20 protein-coding genes are annotated in these 21,378 nt (G+C 60.6%); 12 read left to right on the top strand and 8 right to left on the bottom strand.

The annotated features are described in order from the left end of the window. Window positions 1-5 precede the first annotated feature (5 nt). From ACYZTU_RS25575 to exaC, 3 genes are all read right to left on the bottom strand, one after another. Window positions 6-1,400 (bottom strand): ethanolamine ammonia-lyase subunit EutB, encoded by a 1,395-nt coding sequence (locus ACYZTU_RS25575; protein WP_461966481.1) that lies wholly within the window; start codon window positions 1,398-1,400, stop codon window positions 6-8. A gap of 51 nt (window positions 1,401-1,451) precedes the next feature. Beyond that, entirely contained in the window at window positions 1,452-2,900 is a 1,449-nt protein-coding gene (gene eat, locus ACYZTU_RS25570) for an ethanolamine permease (RefSeq protein ID WP_461966479.1), read from the bottom strand. Between the two features lie 116 nt (window positions 2,901-3,016). Beyond that, window positions 3,017-4,537 carry an acetaldehyde dehydrogenase ExaC gene (gene exaC / locus ACYZTU_RS25565; protein WP_282379132.1) on the bottom strand — a complete coding sequence of 507 codons (1,521 nt, stop codon included), beginning with the start codon at window positions 4,535-4,537 and terminating at the stop codon, window positions 3,017-3,019. 300 nt (window positions 4,538-4,837) lie between these two features. Between exaC and ACYZTU_RS25560 the strand changes: the two genes are divergently transcribed. The 4 genes from ACYZTU_RS25560 (at window position 4,838) to ACYZTU_RS25545 (ending at window position 9,166) form a co-directional block, all read left to right on the top strand. Next, entirely contained in the window at window positions 4,838-6,751 is a 1,914-nt protein-coding gene (locus ACYZTU_RS25560; RefSeq protein WP_461966477.1) for a sigma-54-dependent Fis family transcriptional regulator, read from the top strand. A gap of 159 nt (window positions 6,752-6,910) precedes the next feature. Further along, window positions 6,911-8,260, top strand: a complete 1,350-nt coding sequence (gene mpl / locus ACYZTU_RS25555) for a UDP-N-acetylmuramate:L-alanyl-gamma-D-glutamyl-meso-diaminopimelate ligase (RefSeq protein WP_461966475.1) — start codon at window positions 6,911-6,913, stop codon at window positions 8,258-8,260. Continuing rightward, window positions 8,257-8,889 (top strand): flavin prenyltransferase UbiX, encoded by a 633-nt coding sequence (gene ubiX / locus ACYZTU_RS25550; RefSeq protein WP_461966473.1) that lies wholly within the window; start codon window positions 8,257-8,259, stop codon window positions 8,887-8,889. Before mpl ends, ubiX begins: the two co-directional genes overlap by 4 nt. Further along, window positions 8,882-9,166, top strand: coding sequence for a YceK/YidQ family lipoprotein (locus ACYZTU_RS25545; RefSeq protein WP_461966471.1), 285 nt, complete (start codon window positions 8,882-8,884; stop codon window positions 9,164-9,166). The genes ubiX and ACYZTU_RS25545 overlap by 8 nt, the downstream gene beginning before the upstream one ends. 118 nt (window positions 9,167-9,284) lie before the next feature. Here ACYZTU_RS25545 and ACYZTU_RS25540 read toward each other — a convergent pair whose 3' ends face one another. The 3 genes from ACYZTU_RS25540 to ACYZTU_RS25530 all read right to left on the bottom strand — a co-directional run bounded on the left by ACYZTU_RS25540 (window position 9,285) and on the right by ACYZTU_RS25530 (window position 12,241). Further along, window positions 9,285-9,926 carry an oxidoreductase gene (locus ACYZTU_RS25540; protein WP_449645709.1) on the bottom strand — a complete coding sequence of 214 codons (642 nt, stop codon included), beginning with the start codon at window positions 9,924-9,926 and terminating at the stop codon, window positions 9,285-9,287. Window positions 9,927-9,953: 27 nt separating this feature from the next. After that, window positions 9,954-11,672, bottom strand: coding sequence for a C13 family peptidase (locus ACYZTU_RS25535; RefSeq protein WP_461966469.1), 1,719 nt, complete (start codon window positions 11,670-11,672; stop codon window positions 9,954-9,956). Between the two features lie 113 nt (window positions 11,673-11,785). Continuing rightward, a complete protein-coding gene (locus ACYZTU_RS25530; protein WP_008009033.1) occupies window positions 11,786-12,241 on the bottom strand; it encodes a MaoC family dehydratase in 456 nt (151 codons plus the stop codon). Window positions 12,242-12,436: 195 nt separating this feature from the next. On the opposite strand from ACYZTU_RS25530, the gene ACYZTU_RS25525 reads away from it, so the two are divergent. From ACYZTU_RS25525 to ACYZTU_RS25515, 3 genes are read left to right on the top strand one after another with little or no spacing between them, the layout of a single operon-like run. Further along, window positions 12,437-12,799 carry a CidA/LrgA family protein gene (locus tag ACYZTU_RS25525; RefSeq protein ID WP_461966467.1) on the top strand — a complete coding sequence of 121 codons (363 nt, stop codon included), beginning with the start codon at window positions 12,437-12,439 and terminating at the stop codon, window positions 12,797-12,799. Then, window positions 12,796-13,512, top strand: a complete 717-nt coding sequence (locus tag ACYZTU_RS25520) for an LrgB family protein (protein WP_461966465.1) — start codon at window positions 12,796-12,798, stop codon at window positions 13,510-13,512. Before ACYZTU_RS25525 ends, ACYZTU_RS25520 begins: the two co-directional genes overlap by 4 nt. 10 nt (window positions 13,513-13,522) lie before the next feature. Beyond that, a complete protein-coding gene (locus ACYZTU_RS25515) occupies window positions 13,523-14,113 on the top strand; it encodes an LON peptidase substrate-binding domain-containing protein (protein ID WP_461966463.1) in 591 nt (196 codons plus the stop codon). Here the strand turns inward: ACYZTU_RS25515 and ACYZTU_RS25510 are convergent, their stop codons facing one another. Together ACYZTU_RS25510 and ACYZTU_RS25505 are read right to left on the bottom strand one after the other, a co-directional pair. Continuing rightward, entirely contained in the window at window positions 14,114-15,430 is a 1,317-nt protein-coding gene (locus ACYZTU_RS25510; RefSeq protein WP_461966461.1) for a bifunctional DedA family/phosphatase PAP2 family protein, read from the bottom strand. A gap of 115 nt (window positions 15,431-15,545) precedes the next feature. Then, window positions 15,546-16,244 carry a DNA-3-methyladenine glycosylase gene (locus tag ACYZTU_RS25505; protein ID WP_461966459.1) on the bottom strand — a complete coding sequence of 233 codons (699 nt, stop codon included), beginning with the start codon at window positions 16,242-16,244 and terminating at the stop codon, window positions 15,546-15,548. 196 nt (window positions 16,245-16,440) lie between these two features. On the opposite strand from ACYZTU_RS25505, the gene ACYZTU_RS25500 reads away from it, so the two are divergent. From ACYZTU_RS25500 to mrdA, 5 genes are all read left to right on the top strand, one after another. Continuing rightward, a complete protein-coding gene (locus ACYZTU_RS25500) occupies window positions 16,441-17,712 on the top strand; it encodes a glutamate-5-semialdehyde dehydrogenase (RefSeq protein ID WP_461966458.1) in 1,272 nt (423 codons plus the stop codon). Between the two features lies 1 nt (window position 17,713). Then, window positions 17,714-18,403 carry a nicotinate-nucleotide adenylyltransferase gene (gene nadD / locus ACYZTU_RS25495; protein WP_449645716.1) on the top strand — a complete coding sequence of 230 codons (690 nt, stop codon included), beginning with the start codon at window positions 17,714-17,716 and terminating at the stop codon, window positions 18,401-18,403. Between the two features lie 71 nt (window positions 18,404-18,474). Next, a complete protein-coding gene (gene rsfS / locus ACYZTU_RS25490) occupies window positions 18,475-18,969 on the top strand; it encodes a ribosome silencing factor (RefSeq protein WP_461966456.1) in 495 nt (164 codons plus the stop codon). 9 nt (window positions 18,970-18,978) lie between these two features. Next, window positions 18,979-19,446, top strand: a complete 468-nt coding sequence (rlmH, locus tag ACYZTU_RS25485) for a 23S rRNA (pseudouridine(1915)-N(3))-methyltransferase RlmH (RefSeq protein ID WP_007937439.1) — start codon at window positions 18,979-18,981, stop codon at window positions 19,444-19,446. Window positions 19,447-19,456: 10 nt separating this feature from the next. Continuing rightward, window positions 19,457-21,352: a penicillin-binding protein 2 gene (gene mrdA, locus ACYZTU_RS25480; RefSeq protein WP_461966454.1), complete on the top strand. Its 1,896-nt coding sequence runs from the start codon at window positions 19,457-19,459 to the stop codon at window positions 21,350-21,352. The last annotated feature ends 26 nt before the right edge of the window (window positions 21,353-21,378 follow it).

Genomic DNA, 21,378 nt, shown 5'->3' with positions numbered 1-21,378 from the left:
AACACTCATACCAGTTGCGCCATCGCTTGGCGGAAAGCCGGCGGCAGGCTGTCGCCGAAGTGAATCTTGCCATTCGCCTGGGTGAAGATGCCCATTTTTGCCAGCCATTGTTCGAATTCCGGCGCCGGTTTCAGGCCCAGTGTCTGGCGGGCGTAGAGGGCGTCGTGGAACGATGTGGTCTGGTAGTTGAGCATGATGTCATCGGAGCCGGGGATGCCCATGATGAAATTGATCCCGGCTACGCCCAGCAGGGTCAGCAGGGTGTCCATGTCGTCCTGGTCGGCTTCGGCGTGGTTGGTGTAACAGATATCGCAACCCATCGGTACGCCCAGGAGCTTGCCGCAGAAGTGGTCTTCGAGGCCTGCACGGATGATCTGTTTACCGTTGTAGAGGTATTCCGGGCCGATGAATCCTACGACGGTGTTCACCAGGAACGGTTTGAAATGTCGTGCCACGGCGTAGGCGCGGGTTTCGCAGGTCTGTTGATCGATGCCGTGGTGGGCGTTGGCTGACAGGGCGCTGCCCTGACCCGTCTCGAAATACATCAGATTCTGGCCCAGCGTGCCGCGATTCAGGCTCAAACCGGCGTCGTAGCCTTCCTGCAGCACGTTCAGGTTGATACCGAAACTGGCGTTGGCCGCTTCGGTGCCGGCGATCGATTGAAACACCAGGTCCAGCGGGACACCGCGATTCACCGCTTCAATAGACGTGGTGACGTGGGTCAAAACGCAGGCCTGTGTAGGAATTTCGTAGCGCTGAATGATTGCGTCGAGCATTTCCAGCATGGCGCAGATCGAAGCGATGCTGTCGGTGGCCGGGTTGATGCCGATCATCGCGTCGCCATTGCCATACAGCAGGCCGTCCAAAACGCTCGCGGCGATGCCGGCCGGTTCGTCAGTGGGGTGGTTGGGTTGCAGGCGTGTGGATAACCGGCCGCGCAAACCCATCGTGCCGCGAAACTGTGTGACCACGCGAATTTTCTGCGCCACCAGCACCAGATCCTGCACGCGCATGATTTTTGACACGGCGGCGGCCATTTCCGGGGTCAGGCCGGGGGCGAGGGTGCGCAGGCTCTGTTCATCGGCGGCGTCGCTGAGCAGCCAGTCGCGGAACCCACCGACGGTGAGGTGGCTGACCGTAGCGAAGGCGTGTTTGTCGTGAGTGTCGATGATCAGCCGGGTGACTTCATCGGCCTCATAAGGAATCAGCACTTCCTGTAGGAAATGAGTGAGCGGGATGTCAGCCAAGGCCATCTGCGCGGCAACGCGCTCGCCATCGTTAAGTGCCGCGACGCCAGCCAGGAAATCCCCTGAGCGTGCCGGACTGGCCTTGGCCATCACCTCCTTGAGGCTTTCGAAGCGATAAGTCCGGCCACCGACAGTGTGAGCAAAACTAGCCATACAGATTCTCCGTGACGGCGCAGATGGGGTCTGCGCCGTAATTTTCGGCCCTTAGTGCAGGGCTTCTTCAGCTTTCTGAATAGCCGCGAATTCTTCTTCGGGCGTGCCTGCTACGAGGTGATGCCGACTGTAGAAGGCAAAGTAAGCAATTAACACTCCATAGATGATCGCAGCGCCAATCACTACACGCGGGTCCACCAGAAAACCCGCCACCACGGCGATGCAAGCCAGCACCAGCGCGACACCCGAAGTGAAGATACCGCCCGGTGTGCGATATGGCCGGTCCATTTTGGGGCGCCGAATACGCAGTGTGATGTGCGCCGCCATCATCAAGACGTAGGAAATGGTCGCGCCGAACACTGCCACCAGAATCAGCAAGTCACCCTGACCGGTCAGCGACAAGCCGAATCCGATGATGCCGGGAATAATCAGTGCCAATACGGGAGCCTTGTTTTTGTTGGTTTCTGACAGTTTGCGCGGCAGGTAGCCGGCGCGGGACAGCGCAAAGATCTGCCGCGAGTAGGCGTAGATGATCGAGAAGAAACTGGCGATCAGACCCGCGAGGCCCACCAGATTGACGAAGTGGCCCATCCAGGTCGAGCCGCCATAGGCTTTGCTTAGCGCTTCGACCAACGGGTTACCCGAGGTCATCAACGCATTGGCGCCCGCACCGCCAGGGCCGATTACCAGAATCAGCAGGGCAAAGGTCACCAGCACCAGCATTGCGCCAATCAACCCGCGTGGCAGGTCGCGTTTCGGGTTTTTGGTTTCCTCTGCCGCCAGTGGCACACCTTCGACAGCCAGGAAAAACCAGATCGCGTAGGGAATGGCCGCCCACACGCCGACGTAGCCGAACGGCAGGAAGCTGCTGGCGCCCTTGGCCTCGGTCACCGGGATGTCGAGCAGGTTGGCGACGCTGAAGTGCGGCACCATCGCCACCAAAAATACACCCAGTGCCAGGGCGGCGACGGCGGTGATGACGAACATCAGTTTCAGGGCTTCGCCGACCCCGAAAATGTGAATGGCGATAAAAATGATGTAGAACGCCAGGTAAATGATCCAGCCACCGATGCCGAACAGTGACTCGCAATAGGCGCCGATAAATACCGCGATCGCTGCTGGTGCGATGGCATATTCGATCAGGATTGCGGTTCCGGTCAGGAACCCGCCCCACGGCCCGAATGCGCTACGGGCAAAACCGTAGCCGCCACCGGCGGTAGGAATCATGGACGACAGTTCCGCTAAGGAAAAGCACATACACAGGTACATGGTCGCCATCAGCAACGTGGCGATAAACATGCCGCCCCAGCCACCCTGGGCCAGTCCGAAGTTCCATCCTGCGTAATCGCCCGAGATGACGTAGGCCACGCCCAGGCCCACTAGCAGGACCCAGCCTGCCGCACCTTTTTTCAGTTCCCGTTGCTGGAAATAGTCGGAGTCGACTTTTTCGAAGTCGACCGAGGAGGTAGCCGGCTGCACGCTGGCTTGATCGCTACGCATAGGAGTTCACCTGTTCTTATTGTTTTTGGCCGGCGTGGTGCCGGGTTGGCACGAAGGCCCGAGGTGCAAGCAAGCTCACTCCCACAAGGAGAGTGGCTTGCTTGCGGCAGACGCTTTTAGAAGAAGCCCAGTGGATTGATGTCGTAGCTCACCAACAGGTTTTTGGTCTGCTGATAGTGGTCGAGCATCATTTTGTGGGTTTCACGACCGACGCCGGATTTTTTGTAACCGCCGAACGCGGCGTGCGCCGGGTACAGGTGGTAGCAGTTGGTCCACACACGACCGGCCTTGATGGCGCGGCCCATGCGATAGGCGCGGTTGATGTCGCGGGTCCAGAGACCGGCACCTAGACCGAACTCGGTGTCGTTGGCGATGGCCAGGGCTTCGGCTTCGTCCTTGAAGGTGGTGATGCTCACCACAGGGCCAAAGATTTCTTCCTGGAACACACGCATTTTGTTGGTGCCCTTGAGCAGGGTCGGCTGGATGTAGTACCCGGTCGCCAGATTGCCCTCAAGTTTTTCCACCTTGCCGCCGGTCAGCAGCTCGGCGCCTTCGCCCTTGGCGATTTCCAGGTACGAAAGGATTTTGTCGAATTGCTGCTCGGACGCCTGGGCGCCGACCATGGTGTCGGTGTCCAGCGGGTCACCACGTTTGATCGACAGCACTTTCTTCATCACGACTTTCATGAAGTCGTCGTAGATCGACTCTTGCACCAATGCACGGGATGGGCAGGTGCAGACTTCGCCTTGGTTGAAGAACGCCAGCACCAAGCCTTCGGCGGCTTTTTCGATGAAGGTTTCTTCGGCTTGCATGATGTCGGCGAAGAAGATGTTCGGCGACTTGCCTCCCAGCTCCACGGTGGACGGAATGATGTTTTCGGCGGCGCATTTCATGATGTGCGAGCCCACCGGGGTCGAGCCGGTGAAGGCGATCTTGGCAATGCGTTTGCTGGTGGCCAGCGCTTCGCCGGCTTCTTTGCCGAAGCCTTGCACCACGTTCAGCACGCCCGGCGGCAGCAGGTCGCCGATCAGCTCCATCAGCACGGTAATGCCCAGTGGCGTTTGTTCGGCAGGCTTGAGCACCACGCAGTTACCGGCCGCCAGCGCCGGGGCGAGTTTCCAGGCGGCCATCAGGATCGGGAAGTTCCACGGGATGATCTGCCCGACCACGCCCAATGGTTCATGGATGTGATAGGCCACAGTGTTGCCATCGATCTCGGCGGCGCTGCCTTCCTGGGCGCGGATGCAACCGGCGTAGTAGCGGAAGTGGTCGGCTGCCAGCGGGATGTCGGCGTTGAGGGTTTCACGCACCGCTTTGCCGTTGTCCCAAGACTCGGTGATTGCCAGGACTTCCAGGTTCTGTTCGATGCGGTCGGCGATTTTCAGCAGCACCAGCGAGCGAGCCTGGACGGACGTGGCGCCCCAGGCATCGGCGGCTGCGTGGGCAGCGTCCAGGGCTTTGTCGATGTCTTCGGCCGTGGAGCGCGGGAATTCGGCAATCGGTTGGCCATTCACTGGCGAGGTATTGGTGAAGTACTGACCTTTAACAGGCGCGACGAACTCGCCGCCGATGTAGTTACCGTATTTGCTCTTGAACGAAACGATAGCGCCTTCAGTACCGGGGTGAGCGTAACGCATGGTGAATTCTCCTTGGCTTTTGTGCTTATAAGGGAGAGCGCATGTGCGCTTGCTATAAGCGTAGAGCAAAGGTCGGGCCACTGCCTTGCAGGTCAGGCAAATCAAGGCCTTACACAGTTTTTGTCGGACCGGTGGACGTTGCCTGTGACGCTTTCGGTACAGCCTTGATGACACTTTGTACCGCTTCTGGCACAACGTGTGACGGGGCGGTCTCGCCAGCATTGCAATGCTCCGTTGGCTGGAGGATGCTGGGCGTCACCTCACGCACGGGTCGCCGAGCCCCGGGGAGAACAATAAGAAATGCACGACAATCATTTGAGTCGCCATGCCCAGCAGGTGCTGACCGTCACGCAGGGGAAAACCCACCTGCACGGTCCCGGCAGCGATCCGTCGATTGCCCGTTCCTGGCTGCGTTGTCTTGAGGATTATCACCTCGACCCGGCCCTGACCATGGCACCCACGGTGCTGGAACATGGCCGCGTACTGGAAAGCCGCGAGCGCTTGCAGCAAGTGCTGCACATCGCCGGCAGCGAAATGACCAGCCTTCATCAGCAACTCTCCGGTGCCGGCCATGCGGTCTTGCTGACCGACGCCCGCGGCGTGATCCTCAATTGCGTCACCGCACCTGCCGAACGGAAGATTTTCGAACGCGCCGGCCTCTGGCTCGGCGCTGACTGGAGCGAAGCGTGCGAAGGCACGAACGGCATCGGCACCTGTCTGGTGGAGCGTCAGTCCCTGACCATCCATCAGGACGAGCACTTTCGCGGCCGTCACACCGGGCTGACCTGCTCGGCGAGCCCGGTGTTCGACCCTCACGGCGAACTGCTGGCCGTGCTCGACGTGTCCTCGGCGCGCCACGAGGTCTCTCGTCAAAGTCAGTTCCACACCATGGCCCTGGTCAATCTTTCGGCGAAGATGATCGAGAGCTGTTATTTCCTGCGTTATTTCGACAATCAATGGCTGCTGCGTTTTCACCTTCAGGCCGAATCCGTCGGGTTGTTCAGCGAAGGGTTGCTGGCGTTTGACGGGGAAGGGCGGATCAGCGCGGTCAACCAAAGTGCGTTGAACCTGTTGGGGCATATTCGCGGTGGGTTGCTGGGCAAACCGGTGGAGGCGTTTTTCGACTGCTCGCTGGATGAATTGCTCGGCCGCGCCAGCGTCAATGCCAGCGCCAGTTGGCCGTTGCGCACGCGCGACGGGCGGAGTCTGTTTGCCGTGTTGCGTGGGCAGCCGCGCAGCATTCCTGTGCCAGTGGTGCAAAGCCCCGTGATCGTCGAACCTTCGCGCTTGGCGGGCATTTGTCTGGGCGACACCGGGTTGCAGGAAGACTTCCGCAAATCCTTGCGTGTGTTCGAACGGGACGTACCGCTACTGATCAACGGCGAAACCGGATCCGGCAAAGAAGCGTTTGCCAAAGCCGTCCACCAGGCCAGCCGGCGGGCAGATAAAGCCTTCGTCGCACTCAACTGCGCCGCCATCCCCGAAAGCCTGATCGAGAGCGAACTGTTTGGCTATCGCGGCGGCAGCTTTACTGGCGCGCGCAAGGAAGGCATGCGCGGCAAGTTGCAGCAGGCCGATGGCGGGACCTTGTTCCTCGATGAAATCGGCGACATGCCCCTGGCTTTGCAGACCCGGCTGTTAAGGGTGCTGGAAGATCGTCAGGTGGTGCCGATCGGTGGCGAGCCGGAATCGGTCAACGTACGAATTATCAGCGCCACTCACCGTAATTTGCTGGAGCGGGTGCAGGACGGCAGCTTCCGCGAAGATTTGTATTACCGGCTCAATGGGCTGGAGGTTGCTTTACCGGCGTTGCGTGATCGCAGTGATAAGTCCCAGTTGCTCGACTTTTTGCTGGCCGAAGAGGCGGGCGGGGAAACCGTACTGATCGACAGTCCGGCACGCCAGGCGTTGCTGGCCTTCTCCTGGCCGGGGAACGTGCGGCAATTGCGCAATGTGCTGCGCACGTTGGCGGCGCTGTGTGACGGCGGGCGGATCGGGCTGGAGGATTTGCCGGCGATGATTCGCCTGGCTCGGCCGGTGGTTGCAGCGGCGGTTGAGGAAGCGTCCGAGCATCCGCTAGACGATGCCGAGCGCTTGGCGTTGCTGAATGCGCTGGAACAGACGCGTTGGCATATGACTCACACGGCTGAACAACTTGGAGTCAGCCGTAACACCCTCTATCGAAAACTGCGTAAACACGGTATCGCCCGGTAAACCGCGTCGCGGCTAATCGCGGGCACGCCCGCTCCCACAGGGTCTGCGCTGTCCTTGTGGGAGCGGCCTTGCCCGTGATGGCCTCCGTGAGACCGAAACACAAGGTGCGATTTTCCCCACCCTACGCTAACCTGCGGCCATGTTTTACGAGGTCGACTAATGCACATTCATATTCTTGGTATCTGCGGCACTTTCATGGGTTCGATGGCGGTTCTGGCCAAAGAGCTGGGCCATCACGTGACGGGCTCCGATGCCAACGTCTATCCGCCGATGAGCACTCAGCTTGAGGCTCAGGGCATTGAGTTGACCCAAGGCTACGACCCGGCGCAGCTCGATCCGGCACCGGATCTGGTGGTGATTGGCAATGCCATGTCCCGCGGCAACCCGGCTGTCGAATACGTGCTGAACAAAGGCCTGCCGTACGTCTCCGGCCCGCAATGGCTGTCAGATCACGTGCTGCAAGGTCGCTGGGTGCTGGCCGTCGCCGGTACTCATGGCAAAACCACCACCAGCAGCATGCTCGCCTGGGTGCTGGAGCACGCGGGCATGAGCCCGGGTTTCCTGATCGGCGGCGTGCCGCAAAACTTTTCGGTGTCCGCTCGCTTGGGTGGCACACCGTTCTTCGTGATCGAAGCCGACGAGTACGACAGCGCGTTCTTCGATAAGCGCTCCAAGTTCGTTCACTACCGCCCGCGCACGGCGATCCTGAACAACCTGGAATACGATCACGCCGACATCTTCCCCGATCTGCCAGCCATTGAGCGCCAATTCCACCATTTGGTGCGGACCATCCCGAGCGAAGGGCTGGTGATCCATCCGACCACCGAGCCTGCATTGCAGCGAGTGATCGAGATGGGCTGCTGGACCCCGGTGCAAACCACCGGTGCCGGCGGTCAATGGCAGGTCAAACTGCACAGCGAAGACGGTTCGAAGTTCGAAGTGATGTTCGAAGGTGTTGCCCAAGGTGTGGTCGAGTGGGACATGACCGGTCAGCACAACGTCGCCAACGCCTTGGCCACATTGGCTGCCGCCCGCCATGTCGGCGTGGTGCCGTCCATGGGCATCGCTGCTCTGAGCGCATTCAAAAGCGTTAAGCGCCGGATGGAGAAAGTCGCGGAGGTCCGAGGCATTACCATTTACGACGACTTCGCTCACCACCCGACCGCCATCGCCACCACCCTCGACGGTCTGCGCAAGCGCATCGGCGATGCTCCGTTGATTGCGATCATCGAGCCTCGCTCCAACTCCATGAAACTCGGTGCTCACCGCGACGGCTTGCCGGAAAGCGTTATCGATGCCGATCAGGTGATCTGGTACGCGCCGGCCAACCTCGGTTGGGATCTGGGGGCTACCGCCGCGTTGTGCACGGTACCGTCGATCGTCAGCGATTCGCTGGAAGGCATCATCGAGCGCGTGAAGAGCCAGGCCCAGCCCGGCACTCACGTGGTGATCATGAGCAATGGCGGCTTTGGCGGCCTGCACGGCAAACTGGCTGAGGCGCTGCAATGAACAACGGCCCGGAACGCATCACGCTGGCGATGACCGGCGCTTCGGGCGCCCAGTACGGTTTGCGCCTGCTTGACTGTCTGGTACGCGAAGACCGCGAGGTGCATTTCCTGATCTCCAAGGCTGCGCAACTGGTGATGGCCACCGAGACGGATGTTTCGTTGCCGCCAAAAACCCAGATGATGCAGGCCTTCCTCATCGAGTACACCGGCGCTGCCGCCGGGCAGATTCGCGTGTACGGCAAGGAAGACTGGATGTCACCGGTAGCCTCGGGCTCCGGCTCGCCGGCGGCGATGGTGGTGGTGCCGTGTTCCACGGGGACCTTGTCGGCCATCGCGACGGGAGCCTGCAACAACCTGATCGAGCGTGCCGCCGACGTCACCTTGAAGGAACGCCGTCAGCTGATTTTGGTGCCGCGGGAGGCGCCGTATTCGAGCATCCATCTGGAGAACATGCTCAAGTTGTCGAACATGGGCGTGACGATTTTGCCGGCGTCGCCAGGCTTTTATCATCAGCCGCAAACCATCGACGACCTGATCGATTTCGTCGTGGCGCGAATTCTCAATCTGCTGAACATTCCCCAGGACATGCTGCCGCGTTGGGGCGAACACCATCTGACCAGCGATGAATAAGCTGCTGACGATTGTGCTGGCGTTGCAATTGGCTGGCTGCGCCACGGCGCGCACGCTGGATGCCGCCAAACCGGGGGCGCCAGTGGTGTATTCGGGGACGCGTCTGGATTTGTATGCCATGAACGGCGGCTGCTGTGCCATGGACCGCTTCGGTGCCGAAGCCCCGAGCTATCCGGGAATCGACCTGCCGGCCAGTGCGTTGCTCGACACGCTGGTATTGCCGCTGTCGGTACTGACGGTGATCGGGGTGAGTTTTCAAGCAACGGGCGGGTTGTAGCATTCGGTTTTGAATCGGTGTCGCGCCCTTCGCGGGCAAGCCTCGCTCCTACACAGGCAACGGTGAACCTGTAGGAGCGAGGCTTGCCCGCGAAGGCGTCTTCGCAGACACCACAAAGTTATTTACCGAGCTTGCGCAACTCATCCGACTCGACAATCCGCACCCCATCCTGCTCTTCCAGTGCCAGTCGCCACATCGCCCGCGCCAGTTGGCAGGCTTCTATGCCACGGTATTTTCCGGGAATCAAGCGGGATAACGGCCCGGCGAATTGCTCGGCCATACGCGGTTCCATACGCTCGCCCAGTAGCAACGAAGGTCGGCAAATGGTCAGTTGCGGCCAGTCCTGTGCGCGCAATGCATATTCCATCTCGCCTTTGACCCGGTTGTAGAAAATCGAGGACCTCCGATCGGCCCCCAAGGCACTGATCACGATCAGGTGCCGTGCACCCATTTCCCGCGCACGTTTGGCGAACGCCACCACCATGTCCAGGTCTACCGCGCGAAACGCCTGTTCCGAACCGGCCTGCTTGAAGGTGGTGCCGAGGCAGCAGTAGGCGATGTCGACGCGGCCGTTCAATTGCGGCAGGAACACCGCCGGATCGCCGACAGGGTTCTCAAGATGGGGGTGTTCGGCCAATGGCCGGCGTGAGGGGGCCAATACCCTTGAAATCGTTGGCTCATTGAGCAGACGATCAAGCAAATGTTCACCGGTTAACCCGGTAGCACCGGCAAGCAATACGTGCTGTGGCGTCAAGTACATAGTGTTTCCCCCCTGATACTGTTCAGCTTAGTTGCTCTTCGCATCCTTGCTGCTGATAGAGACACTTTGTAGTGCTTTTCGTGCCTGCTGTTTGCGTAACAGCTGCCAGTGGGAGAGGACGGTTTTCGGTGCCCAGATCTGCGGCTCGGAGGCTTCGAAGCTGTCTGCCAGTTCGCGCTCGGCGACGGTGGCCCTGGCCAGTTTGAAGGCTTGCTCCAAATCGTCGGTCTGGTTCAGTGCCTGGGCGAACAGCGCGTCACCGAAGTAGGTGAAGTTGGCTTCTTCCGAGCAGCCGAAGGACACGCGGTCAGCGCGCGAGGCGGTCATGATCAGCGTGCGTTCATCCTTGAGAGCGGGGATGAAGCCACCGGAGTAGCAGGACGAAATAACGATGATCTTGTCGCGGTTTTTCAGCGGAGCGAGCACCGTGGCGAGTTCGTCGGCCGGCAGGTCGGACAGTTCCATGCGCGGCTGGTCGAGCACCAGTTCGTGTTCGCTGGTGCCGTGGCTGGTCATGTAGATGAAGATCAAGTCTTCCGGGCCGCTGCGTTCGGCCAGGGTGGCGGCGGCGCGGCGCAAGCTTTCCCGGGTGGCCATCGGCCGGTCGACGAGGTGGTCGCGATGGTTCACCAGACGGAGCTGGCCAAACGCACCAAAGCGGCTGCTGAGCATGTTGCTGACATAATCGGATTCGCGCAGGAACACGCTTTGCTTGCCGTCACCGCCGACGGTCAGGGTGTACAACTCGACTGCCTGGGTCGAAGCCGGCACGTTGAACAGTGCATCGTCGAGCAAACGGCCCTGGGCCAGCAAACCGAGTTCCAGGCTATCGGGCAGCAGCTTGCCATCGGCATCGCGAACACGCTGACCATTGATCCACGAACCGCTTTGCACCGTGCCGTCAGTCAGCACCAGGGTGCCGCGCCCCGAGTAGCTGTCACCGTCGAATTGGCCGATGTAGAAGCTGCCGTCGGACAGGTTCAATCGACCTTGGCCGGTAAAGCGCCAGTCACTGAACTGGCCGATGTAATGGCTGCCATCGGCGCCGATCAACTCGCCCTTGCCGTTCAGCGATCCTTCCTTGAACTGACCGAGCCAGACATCGCCGTCGGCGTTCTCGTAGCGGCCCTTGCCGTGCAGTTGGTTGTTCTTGAAACCGCCGACATAAACATCGCCATCGGCGCTGTTGAACGTCCCATTGCCTTCGAGCTGACCGTCGACGAAATGCCCGGTGAACTGATTGCCGCTGGCGTCGCCGCGCTGGCCTTCGCCATTGGGTTTGCCGTGGGCGAACTGGCCCTGATATGAGCTGCCGTCTTCGAGTTCGAGACGACCGAGCCCTGAATATTGATCGGCCTTGAATTCACCGCGGTAGGTCATACCGTTTTCTTTGAGGGTGCCTTCGCCGTCCCGTCGACCGGCTTTGAAACCGCCGGTAAAGCTGCTGCCGCTGGTGGTCAGTGCGCCCTTGCCGTCGAACAGCCCTTGATTGAATTCCCCGCGATAGACTTCGCCGTTGCTGCCGTGCCACTCACCCTGGCCATGCCATTGGCCCTTGTCGAAGTTGCCGGCGTACCAGCTGCCGTTTGGGTAATCGATACGGCCCTGGCCTTGCAGCCACCCGTTGACCAGTTCACCGCGATAGCGTCCGCCGTCCGGCAATCGGGCGTCGGGGGGCAATAGCGATTCGCCGTCGCCGCAAGCGGTGAGCGATAGGGTCAGAGCGAGGAGTGCAAGTGAGCGCATAGCGGGATCCGGGCAATTAAGCGAGCGAGTATGCCGCAGCTCTATAACCTTATATAGCCGGGAAAACAGGAGAGGGCGCGAAACAGCGAGAGCTGCTTCGCATCCGGGATGGTTTACACGAAGCAGAGGGACAGTGGCTCGGCGATGTAGGCCGGTTTGTCCGAGCCTTCGATCTCAAGCGTGGCGGTGGCCTTGAGTAGCCATTGGCCGGGTTTCTTCTCGATGACTTCGTTCATGTCGACCTTGAGTCGCACCCTGGAGTTGACCTTCACTGGCTGGATGAAACGTACGCTGTCCAAGCCATAGTTGACCACCATCTTCGCCCCTTCAGGGAGGATGAGGATGTCTTCCATCAGTTTGGGGATCAGCGACAGCGACAGGAAACCGTGTGCAATGGTGCTGCCAAATGGCGTTTGCGCGGCTTTGACCGGGTCGACGTGGATGAACTGATAATCCCCTGTGGCTTCGGCGAACAGGTTGATGCGCTCCTGATCGATGGTGAGCCATTCGGAACGTCCGAGTTCCTTACCGACATAATCTTTGAGCTCTGCAACGGGAACATAGGGCATTGAGCATCTCCTTGGGTTCATCGGTTTTATAGTTTTGAGGTGGGGGGATTTGACCTCCCGGATTACTACTTTAGATCAACATGGCAAATGGCTCCGGTCAACTGTCCATGCTTTTTGCGAATGCCGGTCTATAGCGTTGGCGTGCTTATAATGGTCGGCCCGCTTGGGCGGGATGATATTGGCGGGAGATAACGGATGTTGTTACGTGGCCTGACCTGGCTGGTGCTGTTCCAATTGCTGGGCACAGCCATCAATCATTTGTTTTTACCGGTGCTGCCGGGGCCGATTGTCGGCCTGCTGTTACTGCTGGTGTTCCTGATCAGCCGTGGCGAGGTCGGCGAACCGCTGAACCTCGCGGCCAGCAGCCTGCTGCGTTACCTGCCATTGCTGCTGGTGCCGCCCGCCGTGGGTGTGATGGTTTACGCCAAAGATATTGCCGCGGATTTCTGGGCCATCGTCGGCGCGCTGGTGTTGTCACTGTTGCTGTCCCTGGCCTTCGCCGGCGTGCTGATGCAGCGCATGGTCAAGCGTCACGCTCATCGTGAGGACGGCAAATGATCTTCGACTGGCACGGCGCCTGGGCGTCGGTGATTCATCATCCGTTGTTCGGCATCGGCATTACGCTGGGTGCTTATCAGCTGGTGCTGGCGGCGTTCGAGAAAACCCGCTGGATCTTTCTGCAACCGGTGCTGGTCTCGATGCTGCTGGTGATCGGCGTACTGGTGGGCTGCGGCCTGACCTATGTCGAGTACCGCAAGAGCACCGAGATCCTCAGCATCTTGCTCGGGCCTGCGACAGTGGCGCTGGCAGTGCCGCTGTACCTCAATCTGCGACGCATTCGGCAGTTGTTCTGGCCGATATTTACTACGCTGGTGATAGGTGGCGTCGTCGCCACCGGCATGGGCGTATTGCTGGGCTGGTCGTTTGGTGCCGAACACATGATCTTGATGACCATGGCGCCGAAGTCGGTGACGTCGCCGATTGCCATGCTGGTGGCAGAGCAGATCGGTGGCGTCGCGGCGCTGGCGGCTGTATTCGTATTGATCACCGGGGTGATCGGGGCGATCTTCGGGCCGAGTCTTTTGACACGGCTTGGTGTTCACAGCCCCGAGGCACGCGGTATGGCGCTGGGCATGACCGCCCACGCGGTCGGCACGGCGGTGGCGATGCAGGAAAGTGAAGAATGCGGCGCCTTCGCGGCGCTGGCGATGAGTCTGATGGGCGTGGCCACGGCAGTTTTCCTGCCGTTGGCGGTGTCGATGGTGGTGTAAGGAAATGTCTATGAGCTTGCCGCTTTTTCCGCTGAATACGGTGCTGTTTCCGGGCTGCATCCTCGATTTGCAGATTTTCGAGGCGCGCTACCTCGACATGATCAGTCGCTGCATGAAACAGGGCGGCGGCTTCGGCGTGGTGTGCATCCTCGACGGCGAAGAAGTCGGCATTGCTCCGGCGGGCTATGCGCTGGTCGGGTGCGAGGCGCTGATCACTGATTTCAAACAGCAGGACAATGGTTTGCTGGGCATCCGGGTGGAGGGCGGGCGGCGTTTCCATGTGTTGCGCACCGAGACTCAGCGCAATCATCTGACCGTCGCCGAGGTCGAGTGGCTCGAAGACGAACCTGAGCAGCCGCTGCAGGATGAGGACGCTGACCTGGTTGCGCTGCTTAAAGCCTTGGCCGAACACCCGATGGTCGAAGCGTTGAACATGGGCACCGAAGCGACCGGGCAACAGTCACTGGCCAATCAGTTGGCGTATCTGTTGCCGTTTGCCGAAGTGGACAAGATCGACCTGCTGCAACTCGATGATCCGCAGCAACGACTGGATGCGATTCAGGCGTTGCTGGATGAGTTGCAGGGTGAGTTGTTTGCCTGATCAGTAGGCATACCGCAGCATCGCAAGCGGTAAATGCCGCAAAGCAAAGAATCCGAACAACGCCACCAGCGCCGGCAACACCAGCCACCAGACCTTCGGTGGCATGGCATTGAGCGGTGCCTGACGCTGGTTTAGCCACAAGCTCGCCGCACATACGCACGCCGCCAGCATGGCGCCGGCCACCACATCCGTAGGCCAGTGCGCGCCCAGGTACACCCGCGACAGGGCAATCGCCAGCGCCGGCAAGCAACCCAGCAGCAGCCAGGTCAGACGCATCCGCGGTGGTTGTCCGCGGCCGGCCAGCACGGCTAGCGTCAGAAACAGCGCAAAGGAGCCTGAGGCGTGGCCGCTGGGCATGCTGTAGGTGGTCAAAGGATCACTCAGCACTTCCGGGCGCACGCGGGCGAAAAAATGTTTGGTGACAGTGTTGCCCAGCGCGGTGCAAAGCAGGGTGCTACCGGCGAAGACGGCTTGTCGCCATTGTCGGGTGAGCAACAATAAGGCGGTCAACAGGGCGCTGAAGATCAGCATGTTGCGGAACTCGCCGATCAGCGTGAACGTCACCGCCACCTCATCGAGCAACGGGCTGCGGTGTTCCTGCACCAGGGTCATCACGCCCTGATCGAGAGCGGTCAGGTGCGGATAGCCGATAAACAGTCCCGCCAGAATCAGAAAGCTCATTCCTGCGATAAACATCGTGGCCTTACGATGCCGGCGCAGACTGCTCGTTGCACTCAGCCCCACCATCAGCGCAATGCTGCCCGCGACGATCCCGGCCTCAGGCCAGAAACCCTCTGGCAACGGCAAGCGAATCGCCGCCCCCGTGGCCCAGCCGGGCAGCAGATACGCGACGCTCCAACCCGCGGCAGCCAGCAGGCTGACGCCAGCGAAGCGCGGGAAGGGCATGTCGAACATTCCGGCGACCATCGGCAACATCGGCCGCAGCGGGCCGATGAAACGCCCGACCAACAGGCTGGCGATGCCGTAACGCTGGAAATAGGTTTCGGCCCCGGCGATCCATTCCGGATGATGGCGCAACCCTGGCAGGCGCCGGATGTTTTGATGGAAATGTCGCCCGAGGAAGTACGAAATGATGTCGCCCAGCACGCCACCGAGGAAGCCCAGTAATAGCGTTTCGCCCAGCGAAAGCGCACCGCTGCCGGCCAGTACCGCCACGGCAAACAGCAGAATCGTACCGGGCACGATCAGCCCGGCAATCGCCAGGCATTCCACGCAGGCCACTATGAACACCGCCACGGCCAGCCATTGCGGGTTGACCGTCAACCAACCGGTCACGCTATCGAGCCATGGGCCCATAAAAACAACTCCATCTGATGTTCATTAGTCCCATGGGACGAGCGCAATCTGTAAAACACAACAGAACCCTGGTGGGAGCGAACAGGCTCGCTCCCACCAGGGGGATTTTCATTGCTCAGGTCAGCAAAAAATAATCGCGACCTTCGACCTGCCCCCGTCGCAGCGGGTTCCGCGTGCAATACGGCGCGTAAGCCGAATCGACGAAACGGTACATCAAATGCTCATCGCGTCCGTGGGGAATGCCCAGGCGCGTGGTTTGTATGATGTGACCAGGCGCCGGGCCGACATCTTCCACCAGCAGCACTTCATGGTCGAAGCGCCTGGCGTCCCAGACCGGTACCTTCAGGCCCAGCGCCTTGCAGAGCAAAGTCTGTCCCGCGCAAAGTTTTTGCGATGGGCGAGGGCGGCCCTGAGCATCGGGATTGTTCATCAGCATCTGCGCCAGGCTCGCCGGCCCGCTCAGCTCATCAACCCATGGATAGCCGGATTTGATCAGCACCGCATTGCCGGGGCCTTTGGCGCTGAAGTTCAGGGAGTCGCCGCCCCGGGCGTAGTACATATAGATATGGCCGCCATCCAGAAACAAAGCCTTACGTTTTTCTGTATAGCCGAGAGAGGCGTGGCTGCCTTTTTCTTCGAAGTAATAGGCCTCAGTCTCGATAATCCGTGCGCTGAGCCACAGATCATCGACCCGGTGACGGATGACTTTGCCGAGTAAATCACGGGCCAGCGTTTGGGCATCTCTGTCGAAAAAAGCATCCGCGAGCCCCTTGGGCAGGCTCGTAGCGGACGTGCTAACAGTCAGGTTGGACATGATGAACGGCGTTAATCAGGGCTGATCGAGTCGTGATGATAACAATTTGCAGCTTAATCACGGCTGAACGTCGGCAAATTGCCCTCCATTTCGACCATCCGCCCGTCACCGCTGTTAGTCGGGGGACGCGCCAGCTATAATCTGCCGCTTTACTCTTTACTCTTTACCAAGACCTTAGCAAAGACCACCACAGACAATGACTGAGTCCGTTCTTGACTACATGACCCGTTTGGGTCGCGCTGCCCGCGAAGCTTCTCGCGTCATCGGCCGTGCCAGCACCGCGCAGAAAAACCGCGCCTTGCAGGCTGCTGCCAATGCGTTGGACGCTGCACGCGCCGAGCTGACGGCTGCCAATGAGCTGGATTTGGCTGCTGGCCGTGCCAATGGCCTTGAACCCGTATTGCTTGAGCGCCTGGCGCTGACCCCGGAACGCATCGACGGCATGATCGTGGGTCTGCGTCAGGTGGCGGCTCTGCCGGACCCGGTCGGTGCGATCCGCGACATGAGCTATCGGCCTTCGGGCATTCAGGTCGGCAAGATGCGCGTGCCGTTGGGCGTGATCGGAATCATCTACGAATCTCGGCCGAACGTGACCATCGATGCCGCCAGTCTGTGCCTGAAGTCCGGCAACGCGACCATCCTGCGTGGCGGCTCCGAGGCGATTCATTCCAATCGTGCCATCGCTGCCTGCATCCAGCGCGGTCTGGCCGAGGCCGATTTGCCCGCCGCCGTGGTGCAAGTGGTCGAAACGACCGATCGTGCCGCCGTTGGTGCGCTGATCACCATGCCTGAATACATCGACGTCATCGTGCCCCGTGGCGGCCGTGGCCTGATCGAACGGGTCAGTCGCGATGCACGCGTACCGGTGATCAAACACCTGGACGGCATCTGTCACGTATACGTGAGTGCCCACGCCGACCTGCCGAAAGCCCAGCGCATCGCGTTCAATGCCAAGACCTACCGCTATGGTATTTGCGGCGCCATGGAAACCCTGCTGGTGGACCAGGCGGTCGCCAAGGATCTCCTGCCGTCGATGGCTGCACAGTTCCGCGAAAAAGGCGTCGAACTGCGCGGTTGCGAGCGCACGCGGGCGATCATCGATGCTGTTACGGCCACAGAAGAAGACTGGAACACCGAATACTTGGCACCGATTCTGTCGATCCGCGTGGTCGACGGGCTGGACCAAGCCATCGAGCACATTAATACGTACGGCTCCCACCACACCGATTCGATCGTCAGCGAAAACCTTGCAGACACCCGGCGTTTTGTCGCGGAAGTCGATTCCTCGTCAGTGATGATCAACACCCCGACGTGCTTCGCCGATGGTTTCGAATACGGATTGGGTGCCGAGATTGGCATTTCTACTGATAAGCTGCACGCCCGCGGCCCGGTGGGCCTCGAAGGGCTGACCTGCGAGAAGTACATCGTGGTCGGAGATGGCCAGTTGCGCGGCCAGGCGTCGGTCTGACTTGGGCGACCTCAAAGCGTCAGCCCCGGAAACCGCCAGCGAGCCTGCGCCTCGACGCATTGGCGTGTTGGGCGGGACCTTCGACCCAGTGCACATCGGCCATTTGCGCGGTGCGCTGGAAGTCGCCGAAACGCTGGCGCTCGACGAGTTGCGTCTGACACCCAGTGCCAGACCACCGCATCGCGGTACGCCGCAGGTGTCGGCAAAAGATCGTCTGGCGATGGTCGAGTGCGCGGTGGCCGGCGTGGCACCGTTGGTGGTGGACGCCCGCGAATTGCAGCGGGACAAACCGTCCTACACTATCGACACCCTGGAGCTGATGCGCGCTGAATTGGCCGCTGAAGACCAGGTGTTTCTACTTTTGGGCTGGGACGCATTTTGCGGCCTGCCCACTTGGCACCGCTGGGAAGAGTTGCTCCAGCATTGCCACATCCTGGTGCTGCAACGCCCGGATGCCGACAGCGAACCGCCGGATGCCTTGCGCAATCTGCTGGCAGCGCGCTCGGTAAGCGACCCGCTGGCCCTCAAGGGGCCGAGCGGACAGATTGCATTCGTCTGGCAGACACCGCTCGCGGTATCCGCCACCCAGATCCGTCAACTGCTGGCCAGCGGTAAGTCGGTACGTTTCCTGGTGCCCGACGCGGTCCTGGCCTACATCGATGCGCACGGACTTTACCGTGCGTCGAACTGAAAAGGGCGCGCTTCAAGGCACGTGATCACGTGTAACGAAGCGCCCGAACATACGAGCAAAACGAGTTTTATATGACGAACAAAGACGTAACTAAAGTAAAGCGCAAAGGCACGTTCAAGAGCGCCCCGCTGCCTGAGCCGGTTCTCAGCACCGAGCCCCTGAAGGGTGATGAGCTGGTCAAGGTTGCCGTAGCAGCCCTGGAAGACGTGAAAGGCCAGGACATCCAGGTCATCGACGTTCGTGAAAAGCAGAGCATCACTGACTTCATGATCATCGCCACCGGTACCTCCAACCGCCAGATCGGCGCGATGCTGGATAAGGTCCGCGAAGCGGTCAAAGCCCTGGGCGTCAAGCCGCTGGGTGAAGAAGGCAAGGGCGACAGCGACTGGGTGCTGCTGGATATGGATGACGTCATCGTGCACATGATGACCGCCTCGGCTCGTCAGTTTTACGACCTGGAGCGTCTGTGGTCCGGTGCAGAACAGAGCCGTGCTCTGAACGCGGCTCACCACAGCCCGGAAAACACCCATGAGCACTTCGTCAAGCTCAACAAAGACCAGCAATAAGGGACCGCTGTGCGACTGCGACTGATCGCCGTCGGTTCACGCATGCCCAAGTGGGTGGAAGAAGGCTGGCATGAATATGCCAAGCGTCTTCCGTCCGAGCTGGCGCTGGAACTGGTGGAAATACCGCTCAACACCCGTGGCAAGAACGCCGACGTGGCACGCTTCATCCGTCAGGAAGGCGAAGCCATGCTGGCCAAGGTCGGGCCGAACGAGCGCGTTGTGACCCTCGAAGTCCACGGCAAGCCCTGGAGCACCGAGCAACTGGCGGTCGAGCTCGATCGCTGGCGGCTGGACTCGCGCACGGTGAACTTCATGGTCGGCGGCCCCGAAGGGCTGGCGCCGGAAGTCTGTGCCCGGGCCGATCAGCGCTGGTCGCTCTCGCCATTGACGTTGCCGCACCCGCTGGTGCGAATTCTGATCGGCGAACAGCTGTATCGTGCCTGGACAGTCCTGTCCGGCCACCCTTACCACAAGTAGTTCTGCCCTCATGCCCCAGCCGATCCGCATCAAGGACCACGAAAAAGACGCCCGTCTGGTGCGTGGCCGCGTCGTGTTCGGGGCAATTGCGGTGGTGTCGCTGATCTGTGTGCTGATCGCGCGGCTGTATTTCCTCCAGGTGATTCAGTACGAGTACCACTCGACCCTGTCGGAAAACAACCGTGTCCATGTGCAGCCGATTCCGCCCACTCGCGGGTTGATCTTCGATCGCAATGGTGTGGTGGTGGCCGATAACCGGCCCAGCTTCAGCCTGAGCATGACCCGCGAGCGCTCGGGCGACTGGCAGCAAGTGCTCGACGTGATCGTCGAAGTGCTGGAGCTGACGCCCGAGGATCGGGTGATCTTCGAGAAGCGCATGCGCCAGGGGCGCCGGCCGTTCGAGCCGGTGCCGATCCTGTTCGAGCTGACCGAAGAGCAGATCGCCCGCATCGCGGTGAATCAGTTCCGTCTGCCGGGTGTGGAAGTGGTCGCGCAGCTGGTGCGTCACTATCCGCAGGGCGCGCATTTTGCGCACTCGGTGGGTTACATGGGGCGGATCAACGAAAAAGAGTTGAAGTCGCTCGATCCGGTCAATTACAGCGGCACCCACCACATCGGCAAGACCGGTATCGAGCGCTTTTATGAGCCCGAGCTGCACGGTCAGGTGGGTTACGAAGAAGTCGAGACCAACGCTCGGGGCCGCGTATTACGTGTGCTCAAGCGTACCGATCCGATTCCCGGCAAGGACATCGTCTTGAGCCTGGACATCAAATTGCAGGAAGCGGCCGAAGCTGCACTCGGCGGTCGTCGTGGCGCGGTGGTGGCGCTGGACCCGAAAACCGGCGAAGTCCTGGCGATGGTCAGTCAGCCGAGTTTCGACCCGAACCTGTTCGTCACCGGCATCGGCTTCAAAGCCTATGCTGAGCTGCGCGATTCCATCGACCGGCCACTGTTCAACCGCGTGCTGCGCGGCCTCTACCCGCCGGGCTCGACCATCAAGCCGGCGGTGGCGATTGCCGGGCTGGATGCTGGTGTCGTGACTGCGTCGAGTCGGGTCTACGATCCCGGCTATTACCAGTTGCCCAATTACGACCACAAATACCGTAACTGGAACCGTACCGGCGACGGCTACGTCGATCTGGACACGGCGATCATGCGTTCCAACGACACCTACTTCTACGACCTGGCCCACAAGCTGGGGATCGATCGGTTGTCGGCTTACATGGGCAAGTTCGGCATCGGCCAGAAGGTCTCGCTGGACATGTTCGAAGAGTCACCGGGGCTGATGCCGACACGGGAATGGAAGCGTGCAACCCGACGTCAGGCCTGGTACCCGGGAGAAACACTGATTCTTGGGATTGGGCAGGGCTACATGCAGTCCACGCCGTTGCAGCTGGCCCAGGCCACCGCGCTGGTCGCCAACAAAGGTGTCTGGATCCGTCCGCACCTGGCCAAGACCGTCGAAGGCGAGAAGCCGAAGGACGAAAATCCGATGCCGAACATCGTCCTGCGTGACCCCTCCGACTGGACCAAGGTCAATCACGGGATGCAGCAGGTCATGCACGGTGCGCGTGGTACGGCACGCAAAGCAGCGATCGGTTCGCAATACCGCATCGCGGGTAAAAGTGGTACGGCCCAGGTGGTCGCGATCAAGCAGGGCGAGAAGTACGACCGCTCCAAGGTTCAGGAACGCCATCGCGACCACGCCTTGTTCGTCGGCTTCGCGCCGGCCGATAGCCCGCAAATCGTGGTGTCGGTGATGGTCGAGAACGGTGAGTCCGGCTCCGGCGTCGCCGCGCCGGTGGTGCGTCAGATCATGGACGCCTGGCTTCTGGACCAGGACGGTCGGTTGAAGGCCGAATACGCCAGCCCTATCAGTGCGGAGGCTACGGCCCGTGAAGAGTAATTTCGATCGCATCCTCTCCAGCGAGG

The organism is Pseudomonas sp. HLT2-19-2 (assembly GCF_054898005.1).
Note: the sequence above shows the minus strand (reverse complement) of the source record. Positions and strands in the feature narration are given on the sequence as shown.